A 16,196-nucleotide genomic window follows, 5' to 3' on the forward strand; every position below is an offset into this window, starting at 1 on the left:
TCCAGAAGTCCCACTGCATGTCGGCGTCGCGCAGGTGCGTGCCGGGCAGGCGCTTCTGGGAGTGGATGAAGTCCGGGAACTTGATGCCGTCGCGGATGAAGAAGACGGGGGTGTTGTTGCCGACGAGGTCGTAGTTGCCCTCGGAGGTGTAGAACTTCACCGCGAAGCCGCGCGGGTCACGCCAGGTGTCGGGGGAGCCGTTCTCGCCCGCGACGGAGGAGAAGCGGATCAGCATTTCGGTCTCGACGCCCGGCTGCAGGAACGCGGCCTTGGTGTACTTGGAGATGTCCTCGGTGGCCTTGAACGTGCCGAAGGCGCCGCCGCCCTTGGCGTGCACCACGCGCTCCGGGACCCGCTCGCGGTTGAACTGGGCCAGCTTCTCCACCAGGTAGTGGTCGGTGAGGATGATGGCGCCGTCGGCACCGGTGGCCCGGGAGTGGGCATCGGACGTGACGGGAGCGCCGGACTGTGTCGTGGACACGGCGGGCGCGGAGATGTTCGAAGTCATCTTTCTCCTATTTTCTTGAGGGCCCGCTGGCACGGGTCAATTAGCTGCTAATCGGGGCGGCGGATTGCACGGTTCCGGTTTGGAGCCGCCGGGTACGGCGTGACATCGGCTCGTTCGCGCCAACCCATTCGACCGAGCCGTCACTGAAGAGCTGTTCCTTCCAGATCGGCACGCCGGCCTTGATGCGGTCCACTAGCTCGGAGCAGATAGTGAATGCCTGACGACGGTGAGCGGCGGATACGGCGCATACAAGGGCAACGTCGCCGACCTGCAGGGTGCCAACACGGTGGGCCGCCCAAATGCGGACGGGATGGCCGGTCTCCTCCGAGTGCTCGTCGAGGAGAGTGGCCACAACCTCCAGCATGGCCTTCGACGCAGTGGGATGCGCAGTGTAGCTCAGCCCCTCAACGGCCTTGCCCTCGTCGTGGTTGCGGACAACCCCTCGGAAGCTGACAACGGCGCCGGCCTCCGGACCTTCGACCGCGGCAAGGGCGTCGTCCTCAGAGATTGGATCGGCGGTGAGGACAGCCCGGATTACTTCGAAATCAGCCACTGGTTGCCTTTCGGTTGTTCAGCGGTGGTGCCAGCCGTTCGTTGCCTACGTACACGTTGAGGCTCCTGCCCCGGCTGAAACCCACGAGGGTAACGCCTGTCTCGGCAGCGAGGTCCGCTGCCAGGCTTGAGGGTGCGCTGACTGCCGCCAACACCGGGATGCCGGCGAGGGCAGCCTTTTGAACGAGCTCAAACGACGCCCTGCCGGAGACCTGCAGGACGGTTCCGCGCAACGGCAGAAGCCCCTCGCGCAGTGCCCACCCGATCACTTTGTCCACCGCGTTGTGGCGGCCCACATCCTCCCTGATGCAAAGCAGCTCGGCCTCATCACGGTCGCCGATTCTGAACAGCCCTGCTGCGTGGACGCCCCCGGTTTTGTCGAACAGTGACTGAGCCTCGCGCAACTGCTCAGGCAGCCGCGCCAGTACGTCGACCGGCACCCGCAGTTGGTCCTCGTCCAGGCTGAAGGTGAGGGTCTTACGGACGGCTTCGATGGACGTGCTGCCACAGATGCCGCAGGAGCTCGAGGTGTAAATGTGCCGCCCCGTATCCGGCAGCGACAGGCCGCGACGAAACTGAGCCTCGACGACGTTGAAAGTTTGCCGGCCCTCTTCATCCTCACCTGAGCAAAAGCGGAGCGACACGAGATCGGACTGGTTCCTGATGATGCCCTCAGAGACGAGGAAACCGGCAACGAGGTCAAAGTCGTCTCCCGGTGTCCGCATTGTCACGGCGAAGGACACGTTGCCGAAGCGGATCTCCAGCGGTTCCTCTGCCGCCAATACGTCTTCCCTGAGTCGTACGGGGTATTCAATGGCGGCGGCGGAGCCATCCAGGAGGTACCTGTGGACCTTTCGCCGCTGGGTCATGCGTCCCACTAGTTCTCCCCCATTGATCTGTGGGGGAGCGGTGGCCGTAGCTCTGGACGCCAGGGCAGGGCGAATGCGGGCACCGGCTCTCCTGACTGAACGCCGCGTGACGGGACCACCATGACACCGTCGGCTGAAGCCAGGCCACGCAACATTCCGGGTCCGGTGTAGTGGGCCGGAGTTGCCAGACCCTTGACCCAATGGAAGGGCATAAGCCGCGTGGGGGCGGAATGCGGGTCGATGACCGCGCCGCACGATACCTGGCTGACATCGGCAAGGGGCTGATGACCTAGTGCGGCCAGGAGCGGACCGCCAAGGGTGAAGAGGGCCATCAAGGCGGCCAAGGGGTTGCCCGGGAGTCCGAGGACGAATCGGCCGTTCGGCAGCTTGGCTAACGCCGCCGGGTGCCCTGGCCGCATGGCGATGCCGTCAATGAGGAGCCGTCCGCCGAGCGCGGCTGTAGCAGTTCGGAAATGGTCCGCGCCAGAGCGCCCCGTGCCGCCTGTGGTCACGATCACGTCGGACCACCGCCCAAACGGTGGTCCAGAGGCACCTAGGGCTGTCAGCCATTCTTCGTAGGAGTCCCCGACGCGGATCAACGACCCCGGGACACCCCCAAGCATCTGGATGATGGGACTGATTTGCGGCCCGAAAGCGTCCCTGACCTGTCCCGGCGCCGGGATCCCGGCCGTAACCACTTCCGAGCCGGTGACCAGCATTCTGACGAGCGGCTTGCCCCTCACTTCCAAGTGATCGAAGCCGGCAACCGCGGCCAGGGCTATGTGGGCGGGGTTCAAAATTGTCCCTGCGGAGACCAGTATTTCCCCAGCTGCCGATTCCTCGCCTGACTCGCGGATGTGCTGGCCCTGATGAGGTTCGCCAGGCGACGCCCCGCCGCCCGCAGTCAATATGGCCCGGCCTGTTGCATCAGTGGCAAGCTGACCGTGCTCTACTCGGAGCACACCCTGCGCGCCCGGAGGTATTAAACCGCCGGTGACAACGGGGCTGGCCTGCCCACGGCCAAGCGGCTTCCCTGGTTCCGTCAATATCCAGGGTCCGGCACCATTAGTCGTCCAGCCGTCCATTGCGGACGACGCGTAGTGGGGCATCTCCTGCAACGCGAGGAGGTCAGCCGCCAGCGTTCTTCCGTTCGCCTCTCCGAGTTGCACTCGCTCCGGTCGGAGCGGCGTGGCGGAGTCATAAGCCGAGCGGCGGGCTTCGGCCCAAGCGGTCGCCCCGTCCGCGGCCCGCCCGGCGTCCTTGCCTGGTCTGGCGGCGATTGGAAGGGCTTGAACTGCCACTGGTCGTTCCCTCGTTGGTGAATGGTTGTCTGTCTGTTCGTATCCCGAAAGCGGTGTTTCGGCGCCTACCTCCCCAGGTATTCAGGCCCACCGAAACACCGTTCACGGGAAACGACGTGACTTTTCATGAAGCTGGCCATGTGGCCTCGGCCACCGCGCTCTTAGTATCGGTCGGGCTTTCAGGCAGTCCGGCCTCCCGTGTAGAGGAAGCCGGAGAGGCGACGACTGATATTTACAATATATCGTAAAGATATATCAGTGAGAAGAGTGCTACGCCACCGATGCAGCTTTAGCGGCGCCCCATGATCAAGCTCAGAGCTTCCGCCCGGGCAGCCGGCAGGCGCAGCTCACCCCGTACTGCGGAAGTAATGGTTTTTGCGCCCGGCTTCCTGACGCCCCTCATGGACATGCAGAGATGTTCGCATTCCACCACGACAATCGCGCCAAGCGGCCGGAGGGCAGAGACAAGAGCATCCACTACTTGGGTTGTCAGCCGTTCCTGCACCTGCGGCCTGCGCGCGAACGCATCCACCAGCCGCGCCAGTTTGCTCAGGCCCGTTACCAGCCCCTCGGCCGAAGGGATATAGCCAACGTGGGCCACTCCGTGGAAAGGCACCAGGTGGTGCTCGCAGGTTGAGTGGAAAGGGATGTCCTTCACGAGGACCAGCTCCTCGTGCCCCAGGTCGAAAGTCTTGTTAAGGATCGATGCGGGATCCTCGTGAAGGCCACCGTACATTTCCACTGCGGCGCGCGCCACACGTGCCGGAGTCTCAGCCAGGCCAGGCCTGTCAGGGTCCTCGCCGACGGCGAGGAGGAACTCACGGACCGCCCGCTCCACCCGTGGGCGGTCCACCCCCTCGCCGTGTCGGGCATCAGGATCCTTACCCATGCCTGTGCGCTCCCGCCGGCTCCAGCCTGACAATGACGGACTTGGACGTTGGGGTTCCGCTGGTGTCCGCCACCGAGTCCAGTGGCACCAGCACGTTGGTTTCCGGGTAGTAGGAGGCGGCGCAGCCCTTAGGCGTCGAGTAGGGCACGATGCGGAAATTCTCCGCCCTGCGTTCCCTACCACGGAACTCTGAGACCAGATCGACCATGTCCCCGTCCGCATATCCCATCTCGGTTATGTCCGCCTCGTTGACCAGTATTACGCGCCGGCCTCCGTGTATTCCGCGGTATCGGTCATCCTTGCCGTAGATGGTGGTGTTGTACTGGTCGTGTGAACGAAGGGTTTGCAGGATCAGCCGGCCGGGTGGGACCCGAAGATACTCCAGGGCATTCGAAGTAAAGTGCGCCTTGCCGGACCGCGTCTTGAATTCCCTGTTGTCGCGGGGCGGGTGAGGCAGAACGAAGCCGCCAGGGTTCTGGATTCTCTCCTCGAAATTTTCGAAGCCATCGAGGACAGCCGCGATGTGCTTCCTGATCAGGGAGTAATCGTCCCGGAGCGCCAGCCAGTCGGCTGCCGGCGTATTGGGGAGGGGCAGGCCGGAGGCGTCCGTGAAAACCCTATGCGCGAGATTGCACACGATGGCTACCTCGGACATCAGGTGTTCGCTTGCGGGCTTGAGCCGACCGCGGGATGCATGAACGGCGCTCATTGAATCCTCTACAGTCACCCTCTGGTCGCCAGACTGCTGGGTATCCCTCTCAGTCCGGCCCAGCGTCGGGAGAATCAGAGCGCGTTTTCCTGTGGCCACGTGGGAGTGGTTCAGTTTCGTCGAGATCTGGACAGTCAGACGGGTGTTGGCCAGGGCCTTCTCGGTAACATCCGAATCCGGAGCCGCCCGGACGAAGTTCCCGCCCATGCCCACGAATAGCCGGACCTTACCGTCCCGCATAGCCCGGATTGCAGCGACCGTGTCATAGCCGTGGGCCCGGGGTGAATGGAATTGGAATTCCTGGTCGAGCCTGTCGTGGAAGCTCTCCGGCATCTGTTCGAAGATACCCATGGTCCGGTCGCCCTGGACGTTGGAGTGTCCACGAACGGGGCAAACCCCCGCTCCGGCCTTACCGATGTTGCCCTGAAGCAGCAGGACGTTGACAACGTCCCGGAGGGTGGGCACTGAGTGCTTGTGCTGTGTCAGGCCCATCGCCCAGCAGACGATAGTTGAGCCTGACGCCAGGAGGCGTTCGCCGGTGGCCGCGATCTGTTCCATCCTGAGGCCGCTCGCCTCGGTGATGTCGTCCCAGCGGACCTGTTCCAACTGCGAAAGGTAGGATTCGAGGCCGACTGTATGGTTTTGGATGAAGTCGTGGTCCAAGACCGTTGTTAAGCCGGGGCTGTTCCTGCCTGCACGTTCTGCTTCCAACAGGTATTTGCCGAGGCCTTGGAACAGTGCCTGGTCGCCGCCGGCCCTGATCTGAAGGAAATCATCAGTCAGTTGGGTGCCAAGCAGCGTGCCTGAGATGGTCTGCGGGTTCTCGAAATGAAACAGTCCGGCCTCGGGGAGCGGATTGATGGATACGATGGCGGCCCCGTTTTTCTTGGCCTTTTCCAGGGCACTGAGCATGCGCGGGTGATTTGTGCCCGGATTCTGGCCGGCAACGAAGATCAGGGCCGCCGTTTCCAGATCCTTGAGGCTGACCGATCCTTTGCCAATGCCTATGGTCTCCACCAAGGCCGATCCGGAAGACTCGTGGCACATGTTCGAACAGTCCGGGAGGTTGTTCGTGCCTATTCCGCGTACGAGCAACTGGTATACAAATGCCGCCTCGTTGGATGTCCGTCCGGACGTGTAGAAGACGCTCTGGTCAGGGTCATCCATGTCCCTGAGTTCCTGGGCAATCAGTTCCAGGGCGTCGTCCCACTCGATTGGCCTGTAGTGGGTTGCGTCCTCATCCAGGACCATCGGGTGGGTCAGCCGGCCCTGCTGCCCAAGCCAGTAGTCATCGCGTGTCTTCAAGTCGGCAATGGAATGCCGGGAGAAGAATTCCGGCGTGACGCGGCGGCGTGTAGCCTCCTCCGCCACCGCCTTCGCACCGTTCTCGCAGAATTCCGCTGCATTCCGCTTGTCGTGTTCCGGCCAAGCGCAGCCCATGCAGTCAAAGCCGTCGATTTGGTTGACCGCCAAAAGGGTCTGCACGCTCCGGAGCGGTCCCATTTGCTCAAGCGATATTTTCAGTGCGTTGGCCACTGCCGGGATGCCCACGGCCTTGGTCTTGGGTTTGCCGACCGTCAGCTTTGACTCGTCGATGTTGTGGCGGGGGGCTTTAGAAGCCATTGCTCTTCCTTCAAATGTATGCGGGTGTTTCGTGCTCAACTCGTGGCCTGTGGGAGTTCGACCGTGACGATGTCACCGTCCTCGCGGAAGAACATACGGCGGCCAAGGCCCAAGGCCAGAACCAGCCAGATTATGGTGCCGTCCTCGGTCACGTCATCAATCCAACCGCTGTGGGGGACCGTGTACGATTCCTGCACTGTGACGAAATCACCTGGGATGAGTTCGGTCCAATCAGACACGACCTTCGTGTTGGTTTGGGCGTCGGCGGGCTGAGGCGCAGTACGGCTTGCCACTGCCACTTCGGTCACCGCGTAAGCACTGATACCCGGGCTGCGCGCGACTGTTCCCGCGCCGCTTCGGAGGTGTGGAGCAGTAACAGCGATGTGGTGACTGAACCCACACCGCCGGGGACTGGTGTCAGCGCAGCAGCAACCGAGCTAACGCTGGCTTCATCGACATCGCCGGTGAGTGAGCCATCGGAAAGCACATTGGTACCTACATCGATGACCACCGAGTGCTCGGAAACGTCCGTTCCTTTGAGCAGCCCGGTGCGGCCGGCAGCAACAACAACGACGTCGGCAGTTTTGGTGTACTTGGCAAGGGGACCGGAGCGCGAATGGCAGACGGTCGTCGTTGCGTCCTTCTGCAACAGCAGGAGAGACAGCGGCTTACCAACAACGGCTGAACGCCCCACCACCACGACGCTGCGGCCGGATAACGGGATATCAAAGTGGTCCAGCATTTCTATGACTGCACGGGCTGTGGCAGGGGCGAATGCACGTTGACCGACGGCGAGAAGCCCCAAGCTTAAAGGGTTCGCGCCATCGATGTCCTTTTCCGGGGCGATGTACCTGACCAGTTCCTGGCTTCTCACGCCGGGGGGGCAGGGGAGTCTGCAGGATGATTCCATTGACCGAAGGCTCCGCGCTGAGGTCTTTCAGGACGGCAATCAGCACCTGCTCTGTCGCGTCGGGGCCGAGGTCTATGACCCTGCAGTCGATGCCGGCATTTTCCGAGGCGCGCTCAATGGATCGCACATACCAGTGGGTCGAGCTGTCCTCGGTTGCGACCACGACGGCGAGGGTCGGGCGGATGCCCTCTTCGGCCAGCGCTTTGGCTTCTTTCTGGGCCTTTTGCTGTATCAGTTTGGCGAGGGGTTTGCCGGAGAGCGACGTTGCCGTCATCGGAAGATCCTTTCCCGTACGTTCCGCGACAGCGAGTCGGCTGCCAGAACGACTTTTTCTTCAAGGCCGTCAGTTTGTTCTGCCAGTGCGGCACGGGCCTGGATGTCCTTTATCGCAACGACATTGATGTCGATGTTGACCCGTGCTGTGGTGGCGGCCGCCCTGGCAGCGTCGGCTGCTGCGGCAATGTCGCTGATGACATTGGGGTTGGCAATGTCCAGAAGTTCGGCGGCGAGATCCACTACGGCGCCCGACAGCTTGATCAGCTGGACGGGCGGTTGAGCAGCCTTGACGAGTGCGGTTTGTATGGCGCCTGCGCGTGTCTCACGCTCAGAGTCGTTCGCGGCGGGCAGCTTGTAAGAGGCGATCACATCCTTGAAGGCGACTTCATCGGCGTCGGCCAGCCGCAGCGCCTCGTCAATGAGGTGGTCGGCGGCGGAAATGATCCTGGAGGTTGCCTGTTCGTGCTGCTCATATTTCCCGCCGGTGCTGAATCTGGCCACCATGGCCACCAGGGCCGCTCCCTGCGCTGCGTGGAGCGCCGCGGCCGCGCCGCCACCTGGGGTGGGGTTCCGCGAGGCAAGCCTGCCGAGGTAGTCATTGAGTGTTTCTGAACCGATCATTTGTCCATTCCTGGGCTGGTTGAGGCTGAGGCGAGAAGGGGGATGCGCGCAGCCCGGCTCCCGTTGCGAGGATGAGTCCGGGCTGCGCGCCCCCAAGGGACCCGACGGCTGGTTAGCCGCGGAGCCTGGTCATTTTCGGGTCGTACAGGGGCTCTTCAGTAACAGTGGCCCTGATGCGTCGTCCGAAGTATTCGATCTCGACGGAATCGCCGATGGAAACGGTCGCCGGAAGGTAGGCGTAGGCGATCGGCTTGGCGACGGTGTAGCCGTAGGCCGCGCTGGTTACGTAGCCGACCGATTGTTCCTTGTAATACGCGGGTTCCTTGCCCAGGACGATGGACCGGCCGTCGTCGATGGTCAGGCATCGCAGCCGGCGGGCAGAGCCTTCCTCCGTCCGGCCTTCGAGTGCGCCCTTGCCGATGAAGCTGTCCTTGGACATCTTGACGGCGAAGCCGAGACCCGCCTCGTAGGGATCATGTTCGGTGGTCATGTCCGCTCCCCACGAGCGGTAGCCCTTTTCCAGGCGCAGGGAACTGAAGGCCGCACGTCCGGCTGCGATGACGCCGAACGGCTGCCCGGCCTTCCAAAGCGCATCCCAGAGCCGCTGGCCGTATTCGGCACTCGTGTAGAGTTCCCAGCCCAGTTCGCCGACGTAGGACAGACGCATGGCCGTGACAGGGATGCCGCCGATGACAACGTCCTTGGCACGGAAGTATTTCAGGCCGTCATTGGAGAAGTCATCGGCGCTGACGCCGCTGACCAGGTCGCGGGCCAGCGGACCCCAGAGCCCGATGCAGCACGTGCCGCCGGTGGTGTCCCGAACCTGGACCCAGTCGGTGGCGGAGCCGCTCTGCGTCTGGTGCCGTGCCGCCCGCGTGAAGTAGGCGGTGTCGATGTTGCCGTTGGCACCGAGCTGGAACCGGTCCTCGCTCAGGCGGGCAACGGTGATGTCACTTCGCACACCGCCGGCGTGGTCGAGCAGCAGCGTGTAGGTCACGGCTCCCGGCTTCTTGTCCAGGTCCGCCGTGGTCAGCTCCTGCAGCAGCTTCAGGGCGCCGGGCCCTGACACTTCCAGCCGCTTGAGGGGCGTCATGTCGTACATGGCCACTGCAGTGCGGGTCTTCCACGCTTCGGCTGCCGCGATCGGGGAGCTGAACATCTGGGACCAGGCGTCCCGGGCCGGGGGCAGCCATTCCGTGGGCATCTCCTTGAGGAGTCCAGCGTTGGCTTCAAACCAGTAAGGACGTTCCCATCCCCCGGATTCCAGGAAGAAGCCTCCCAGTTCCTTCTGCCGCGCATGGAACGGGCTGACGCGGAGGTTTCGCGGGGAGAGCCTGGGCTGGAGCGGGTGGAGGACATCGTAGATTTCCACGAAGTTCTGCTGTGAGGTCTCGCTGACGTATTCCGGGGTGAGCTGGACGTCCTCGAAACGGGTGATGTCGCACTCGCCCAAGTCGGTTTCGGACTTGCCGGTGGTGAGCAGTTCGGCCACGGCTTTGGCTACACCGGCCGAGTGCGTAACCCAGACGGCCTCTGCCACGAAGAAGCCATCGAGCTCCTTGGACTCGCCGACCAGCGGGCCTCCGTCCGGAGTGAACGAGAAGATGCCGTTGAAGCCATCCTCGATTTCGCTTTCCGCCAGGCCAGGCAGCAGCTGCTTGGAGGCTTCCCACGCCGGCAGGAAGTCTTCCAGCGTGAAGTCCAGCCGCGAGGGCATGTTGTGCTCGCTGACCGACTCCGGGGCATAGGTTCCCAAATCCTCGACGTCAACGGGCATGGGACGGTGGGCGTAGGAGCCGATCCCGTAGCGCTCGCCGTGCTCCCGGTAGTACAGGTCCTGGTCCTGATAGCGGAGGATCGGCAGCGTGGCGCCGTTCGGCAGCTCGTTGCGTCCCTTCAGTTCCGGCACGGGGGCAGTCTTGACGTACTGGTGGGCCAGGGGGAGGAGGGGGACGGACATGCCGATCATGGCACCGATCTTCGCGCCCCAGAACCCGGCACAGGAGATCACGATATCGGCCGGGAAGACACCGTTGCTGGTCTCGACGCCGGTGACCCGTCCGTCGGACTGTTCGATCCCGGTCACCGCCGTGGAGCCCAGGTATTTGACTCCTGCCGCTTCCGTGCGCTTGATCAGCAGCTGCACCGCGCGGGCAGCGCTGGCCAGGCCGTCGCTTGGGACGTGGAGCCCGCCGAGAACGTTCTCATCGTTCAGCAGGGGGTAGAGCTCCTTGCATTCAGCGGAGGAGAGAATGCTTCCCTCGATCCCCCAGGAAGAGGCGTAGCCCAGCTTCCTTTTCAGGTCGGCGAGGCGGGTCTCCGTTGTCGCGACTTCCAGGCCACCGACCTGGTTGAAGCAGCTCACGCCGTCCTCCGTCAGTGACAGCAGCTTTTCAACTGTGTACCTGGCGAAGGAGGCCATGGTCTTCGAGGGGTTGGTCTGGAAGACCAGGCCCGGGGCGTGGGACGTGGAGCCGCCCGGCATGTTCAGAGGACCCTGGTCCAGAACCGTGATGTTGTTCCAACCGCGGGCTACAAGTTCATCGGCGACATTAGTGCCGACGATTCCAGCTCCGATGATGACAATGCGTGGCGTCGAGGCCATTATTTCTCCTGCTGAGTTCGGTTGTGGGCTTTGCTGCTCGTAGGCTGCGTCTAGCGGAAGACGACGGTGCTGGACTGGTCCAGCAGGACACGGTGTTCGCAGTGCCAACGCACTGCCCGTGACAGTGCGAGTGCTTCCGCATCCTGCCCGACTGTTGAGAGAGCTGTTGGCCCGTAGCTGTGGTCGACGCGGATGACTTCCTGCTCGATGATCGGGCCCTCGTCGAGGTCCGCGGTCACGTAGTGGGCGGTTGCCCCGACAAGCTTGACGCCGCGGTCGTAGGCCTGGTGGTAAGGACGTGCACCCTTGAAACCTGGCAGGAACGAGTGGTGGATGTTGATGGCCCTTCCCTCGAGGGCCCGGCACAGGTCATTGGAAAGCACTTGCATGTACCGGGCGAGGACGACCAGGTCAACGTTGTACTCGTCGACCAGTTCGAGCAGGCGGCGCTCGGCGTCCTGCTTCGTGTCGGGAGTAACGGGGATGTGCACGAAGGGAAGGCCGGCAGCCTCTGCCATGGCCCGGTGTGTTTCGTGATTGGAAACGACAACTATGAGATCTCCACCCAGGCTGCCCCCGCGCCAGCGGAAAATCAGGTCATTCAGGCAGTGCCCAAACTTGGAGACCATAACCAGAACGCGCTCTTTGGTTTCGTCGTGAAAGCTGAATTTCATCTCAAAGCGTTCCGCAATGGAACGGAACTCCTCTTCGAGCCTGGCTGGTTCGAAGTTTGCGGGGCCGGAAAAAGCGGTACGCAGGTGAAGAGTCTGGCGGAGGCCGTCGTCGAACTGCTGGTGCTCCTCGATGTTGAATCCGCGCTCAAATAGGAACGTGGTCACTGCTTGAACGATGCCGGCACGTTCGACGCACGACAGTGTGAGCACGAACTTCCGGCTAGTCGCTACTCCAGAGGCTTCCGCCTGCGGAGTTGGCCTTGTTTCTTGGATTGTCTCCACTAGGGTCGTGCCCTCCTTTAGATATATTCTTGATCACCTGATTGATATATTAGGATTGGCGCCCAGCGTATACTGGTGGAGGGATGGGGTCAATAGTCAGTATTGACACATAGGAGAGGCGGTACGGTGGCGTTTGAAGCTCTGGCGGTGTCGGAGGCCGTTGGGTCAAGATCCTTGGCCGACGTGGCCTACGAACGGATACGTGACCGCCTGCTGACTCTCGAAATCAAGCCGGGTGACCCGCTCTACGATGAAGGGCTCGCAAAAGAACTCGGCGTGGGACGCACTCCCGTGCGGGAGGCGCTGAAACGGCTGGAACTGGATCGGCTCGTCGTGACCTATCCTCGGCGCGGGACCTTCGCGACACGCGTCGAGGTGACGGACCTTGCGTTCATATCCGAAATCCGGGCGCAGCTGGAACCGCTCGCCGCTTCCCGTGCTGCCAGGGTGGCCACCGCGGCGGCCCGGGATCGTCTCCGGCTCATTGTGAGCGCCGTGGAGTCCTTCGACGTGGACGGCGCCTCTGTCGTGGAAACCCTGCAGCTGGACGCACGCGTGCACCAGGGCATTTACGCTGCGGCCGCGAATCCACATTTGGAGGACGTGCTGATCCGCTATGACAACCTGGCAACGCGCATTTGGTGCATGGTCCTGGACCGCCTGCCTGACCTTTCCCATCACGTGCATGAGCACATCGACCTGCTTCAAGCGGTGATCGACAAGGATGAGTCCCGTGCAGCAGAACTGGCGCGCGCTCACGTAAATGGCTTCGAGATGGCAGTGCGGACGGCACTATTCGCTGCGTAGCAAAGACGAGTGGGGCGGCTCCGCCGCTGCCGTTGGCGCTCCCATCCTAAAGGGCAGGTAAGGCCGCCTGATTTGGTGGTTAATTCCATCCCGGGCTGATGGCAGTCTTAGGGGCAAGGAATTGTGCGGCTTGTTGCCCTGCCCTCCATGGATGCCCCATCCTCTCCAAGTGCCTTGCGTGTCTGTCGATGGCGTGACCCAGCTCAAGGAGATCGTTTCCGTGCTTGCCGGCCAGGCAACATCCGCCACTGAAAGCTAAGGCACCGAACCAACCATGCCAGAAACCCTGAACGGCAGAAGGTCAGCAGGCAGGAACGGGAACCCGCTGCGGGATCCCCGGGACCGCCGTCTGAACCGGATCGCCGGGCCGTCCTCGCTCGTGCTCTTCCGAGTCACGGGGGATCTCGCCCGCAAGAAGCTCATGCCCGCTGTCTACGACCTCGCCAACCGTGGGCTGCTGCCGCCCAGTTTTGCCCTGGTGGGCTTTGCCCGCCGGGCGTGGGATAACGAGGACTTCGCCGCCGAGGTGAAGGACGCCGTGAAGGCGTACTCGAGGACGCCTTTTGATGAGGCGGTCTGGAACCAGCTCTCCGAGGGCATCCGCTTCGTGCAGGGCGAGTTCGACGACGACTCCGCGTTTGAGCGGCTCGGCGAGACCATCAAGGAACTCGACGAGAACCGCGGCACCCGCGGGAACCACGCGTTCTACCTGTCCATCCCGCCGAAGGCCTTCGAACAGGTCTGCCGGCAGCTCTCCAAGCACGGGCTGGCCCAGGCCGAGGGGGAGAAGTGGCGCCGGGTGGTGATCGAGAAGCCGTTCGGGCACGACCTGGAATCCGCCCGGGCCCTGAACGACATCGTCGAATCGGTGTTCCCGCCCGACGCGGTGTTCCGGATCGACCATTACCTGGGCAAGGAGACGGTGCAGAACATCCTGGCGCTGCGCTTCGCGAACCAGCTGTTCGAACCGCTCTGGAACGCGAACTACGTGGACCATGTGCAGATCACCATGGCCGAGGACATCGGCACCGGCGGCCGGGCAGGGTACTACGACGGGGTGGGCGCGGCCCGCGACGTGATCCAGAACCACCTGCTCCAGCTGCTGGCCCTGACGGCGATGGAGGAGCCCATCTCCTTCAACGCCGATGACCTGCGCGCGGAGAAGGAAAAGGTCCTCGCCGCGGTCAGGCTTCCGGAGGATCTGTCCACCCATTCGGCGCGCGGGCAGTTCGCCGGCGGCTGGCAGGGCGGCGAGCAGGTCCAGGGCTACCTCGAGGAGGAAGGCATCCCGGCCGACTCCACCACCGAGACCTTTGCCGCGATCCGGGTGGACATCAACACCCGGCGCTGGCACGGGGCGCCGTTCTACCTCCGGGCGGGCAAGCGCCTGGGCCGGCGCGTCACCGAGATCGCGGTGGTGTTCAAGCGCGCCCCGAACCTGCTCTTCCGCGACCACGGCGAGGACGACTTCGGCCAGAACGCCGTGGTCATCCGGGTCCAGCCGGACGAGGGCGCCACGATCCGGTTCGGGTCCAAGGTCCCGGGCACGCAGATGGAAGTCCGCGACGTGACCATGGACTTCGGCTACGGGCACTCCTTCACCGAATCCAGCCCCGAAGCCTACGAACGGCTGATCCTGGACGTGCTGCTCGGGGAGCCGCCGCTGTTCCCGCGGCATGAGGAAGTGGAGCTGTCCTGGAAGATCCTGGACCCCTTCGAGGAGTACTGGGAAGGCCTCGGCGAGCAGCCCGAACCGTACGCGCCCGGCAGCTGGGGCCCGGCCTCCGCTGACGAGCTCCTAGCCCGCGACGGACGAACCTGGAGAAGGCCATGATTGTAGATCTCCCGAACACCACCACCTCCAAGGTCTCCAAGAAGATCATGTCCCTGCGCGAGCAGGGCGGCGTGATCGCCCTCGGACGGGTGCTCACCCTCGTGGTGGTCACCAAGTCCGGGCTGGAGGAGGAGGCCATCGAGGCCGCGAACGAGGCCAGCCGGGAACACCCCTGCCGGATCATCGTGCTCGCGGACGCCGGCTCCGCCGCGCCCAACCGGCTGGACGCCCAAATCCGGGTGGGCGGGGACGCCGGCGCCTCCGAGGTCATCGTGCTCCGCGGCTTCGGGGAACTGGCCGAGGAAAGCGAATCCCTGGTCGCCGCGCTGCTGCTGCCGGACGCGCCGATCGTGGCCTGGTGGCCGCACGGCGCGCCGAAGAACGCCAGCGAAACCTCGATCGGCCGGATCGCGCACCGGCGCATCACCGACTCCGCGAACGAGGCCGAGCCCCAGGTTGCGCTGGAGAACATCCGCAACACCTACAAGGCCGGCGACACCGACCTCGCCTGGACCCGCCTGAGCAACTGGCGCATCCAGCTCGCCGCCGTCCTGGACCGGCCGGATTCCTCGCCCGTCACCGCCGTCACCGTCGAAGGCGCCTCGAACTCACCCAGCACCATCCTGCTGGCGGCCTGGCTGACGCTGTCCCTCGACGCGCCGGTGACCATCGTTGCCGATCCCGCAGGAACCGGCATCCGGCGGGTCCGGCTCTGCAGGGCCAGCGGCGACGTTCAGCTGTCCCGCCCCGGGCTCTCCGTTGCCGAACTGACCCAGCCGGGCCAGCCCGCGCAGCGGATCTCCCTGCCGCGCCGCAGCCTGCGGGACTGCCTCGCCGAAGAACTGGGCCGCCTCGACCCCGACGAGGTCTTCGGTCTGACCCTTAGCTGCGTCAATGCTGCACCCTTTACCCATCCTTTTGGGTAGGTCAAACCGCTCAATCATGGCGTGGCAGTCCTCCGTCAAAGGGGAGAGGATGGATGGCAGCACCTTTGCAGGAGGTCCAGTCAGTTTCCGGGCAATATTCGGAAAGCCTCCTCGAACGCCGCACTAGCCGCCGGAATCGGTCGGAGAGCGGTTGTTAGCTGCAGTCGCCGGTTCCTGGTTCATCCAGCCCCACGGCGACGAGTATTTTCCCTAAGGAGTTCCGTGTCTTCAAATCCGATTCGTGTCGCAATCGTCGGTGTGGGTAACTGCGCCGCCTCGCTGGTCCAGGGTGTCCACTATTACCGGGATGCCGACCCGCAGGCCGCGATCCCGGGTCTGATGCACGTGGAGTTCGGCAAGTACCACGTCAATGACGTGAAGTTCGTGGCCGCGTTCGACGTTGACGGCAAGAAGGTCGGCGTCGACCTGGCCGACGCCATCCTCGCGAGCGAGAACAACACCATCAAGATCGCCGACGTTCCGCCCACCGGCGTGACCGTGCAGCGCGGCCACACCCTGGACGGCCTGGGCCGGTACTATCTCGAAACCATCGAACAGTCCCCTGCTGAGCCGGTCGACGTCGTCCAGGCCCTCAAGGACGCGCAGGTTGATGTGATGGTCTGCTACCTGCCGGTCGGGTCCCAGGACACCACCGAGTTCTACGCCCAGTGGGCCATAGAGGCCGGCGTACCCTTCGTCAACGCCCTGCCGGTGTTCCTAGCCGGCACCAAGGAGTGGGAGGGCAAGTCAACCGCTGCCGGCGTGCCGAGCGAGGGCGCTGCAATAAGATGCCGGGACAGAGAAAGCATA

The 16,196-nt window shown here is 63.6% G+C and carries 13 protein-coding genes and 2 pseudogenes; 4 read left to right on the forward strand and 11 right to left on the reverse strand.

The genetic code is table 11. The annotated features are described in order from the left end of the window. The 11 genes and pseudogenes from J7I89_RS11565 to purU form a co-directional block, all read right to left on the reverse strand. Positions 1–508: catalase (locus J7I89_RS11565; RefSeq protein ID WP_214970225.1), on the reverse strand; the 508-nt coding region annotated here is incomplete at its 3' end. Positions 509–548: 40 nt separating this feature from the next. Then, the gene (locus tag J7I89_RS11570) at positions 549–1,061 is read right to left on the reverse strand and encodes a molybdenum cofactor biosynthesis protein MoaE (RefSeq protein ID WP_214970229.1); all 513 of its coding nucleotides are present in this window, start codon (positions 1,059–1,061) and stop codon (positions 549–551) included. Continuing rightward, positions 1,054–1,938, reverse strand: coding sequence for a formate dehydrogenase accessory sulfurtransferase FdhD (fdhD, locus tag J7I89_RS11575; protein WP_214970232.1), 885 nt, complete (start codon positions 1,936–1,938; stop codon positions 1,054–1,056). The genes J7I89_RS11570 and fdhD overlap by 8 nt, the downstream gene beginning before the upstream one ends. After that, positions 1,938–3,230: a molybdopterin molybdotransferase MoeA gene (locus tag J7I89_RS11580; protein ID WP_214970235.1), complete on the reverse strand. Its 1,293-nt coding sequence runs from the start codon at positions 3,228–3,230 to the stop codon at positions 1,938–1,940. Before J7I89_RS11580 ends, fdhD begins: the two co-directional genes overlap by 1 nt. 289 nt (positions 3,231–3,519) lie before the next feature. Next, positions 3,520–4,119 (reverse strand): GTP cyclohydrolase I FolE, encoded by a 600-nt coding sequence (gene folE, locus J7I89_RS11585; RefSeq protein ID WP_214970238.1) that lies wholly within the window; start codon positions 4,117–4,119, stop codon positions 3,520–3,522. After that, positions 4,112–6,451, reverse strand: coding sequence for an FdhF/YdeP family oxidoreductase (locus J7I89_RS11590; RefSeq protein WP_214970241.1), 2,340 nt, complete (start codon positions 6,449–6,451; stop codon positions 4,112–4,114). Before J7I89_RS11590 ends, folE begins: the two co-directional genes overlap by 8 nt. A 35-nt stretch (positions 6,452–6,486) precedes the next feature. After that, a complete protein-coding gene (locus J7I89_RS11595) occupies positions 6,487–6,690 on the reverse strand; it encodes a hypothetical protein (RefSeq protein WP_214970244.1) in 204 nt (67 codons plus the stop codon). Positions 6,691–6,755: 65 nt separating this feature from the next. After that, positions 6,756–7,635: pseudogene (locus J7I89_RS11600) on the reverse strand (bifunctional 5,10-methylenetetrahydrofolate dehydrogenase/5,10-methenyltetrahydrofolate cyclohydrolase). Continuing rightward, complete coding sequence (locus J7I89_RS11605; RefSeq protein ID WP_214970247.1) at positions 7,632–8,258, reverse strand: cyclodeaminase/cyclohydrolase family protein; 627 nt, start codon at positions 8,256–8,258, stop codon at positions 7,632–7,634. The pseudogene J7I89_RS11600 and the gene J7I89_RS11605 overlap by 4 nt, the downstream one beginning before the upstream one ends. A 112-nt stretch (positions 8,259–8,370) precedes the next feature. Further along, positions 8,371–10,863 carry an FAD-dependent oxidoreductase gene (locus J7I89_RS11610; protein WP_214970250.1) on the reverse strand — a complete coding sequence of 831 codons (2,493 nt, stop codon included), beginning with the start codon at positions 10,861–10,863 and terminating at the stop codon, positions 8,371–8,373. Positions 10,864–10,913: 50 nt separating this feature from the next. After that, on the reverse strand, positions 10,914–11,810 hold the full coding sequence (gene purU, locus J7I89_RS11615) for a formyltetrahydrofolate deformylase (RefSeq protein ID WP_214970261.1): 897 nt from the start codon (positions 11,808–11,810) through the stop codon (positions 10,914–10,916). A 135-nt stretch (positions 11,811–11,945) separates the two neighbouring features. On the opposite strand from purU, the gene J7I89_RS11620 reads away from it, so the two are divergent. The 4 genes and pseudogenes from J7I89_RS11620 to J7I89_RS11635 form a co-directional block, all read left to right on the forward strand. Beyond that, positions 11,946–12,626 (forward strand): GntR family transcriptional regulator, encoded by a 681-nt coding sequence (locus J7I89_RS11620; protein WP_214970252.1) that lies wholly within the window; start codon positions 11,946–11,948, stop codon positions 12,624–12,626. 274 nt (positions 12,627–12,900) lie between these two features. Next, positions 12,901–14,460: a glucose-6-phosphate dehydrogenase gene (gene zwf / locus J7I89_RS11625; RefSeq protein WP_214970255.1), complete on the forward strand. Its 1,560-nt coding sequence runs from the start codon at positions 12,901–12,903 to the stop codon at positions 14,458–14,460. Further along, complete coding sequence (locus J7I89_RS11630) at positions 14,457–15,386, forward strand: glucose-6-phosphate dehydrogenase assembly protein OpcA (RefSeq protein ID WP_214970258.1); 930 nt, start codon at positions 14,457–14,459, stop codon at positions 15,384–15,386. The genes zwf and J7I89_RS11630 overlap by 4 nt, the downstream gene beginning before the upstream one ends. Before the next feature lie 222 nt (positions 15,387–15,608). Continuing rightward, a pseudogene (locus J7I89_RS11635) lies at positions 15,609–16,196 on the forward strand (inositol-3-phosphate synthase); the annotation flags it as partial.

The organism is Arthrobacter sp. ISL-5 (assembly GCF_018613835.1).
GTDB lineage: Bacteria > Actinomycetota > Actinomycetes > Actinomycetales > Micrococcaceae > Arthrobacter.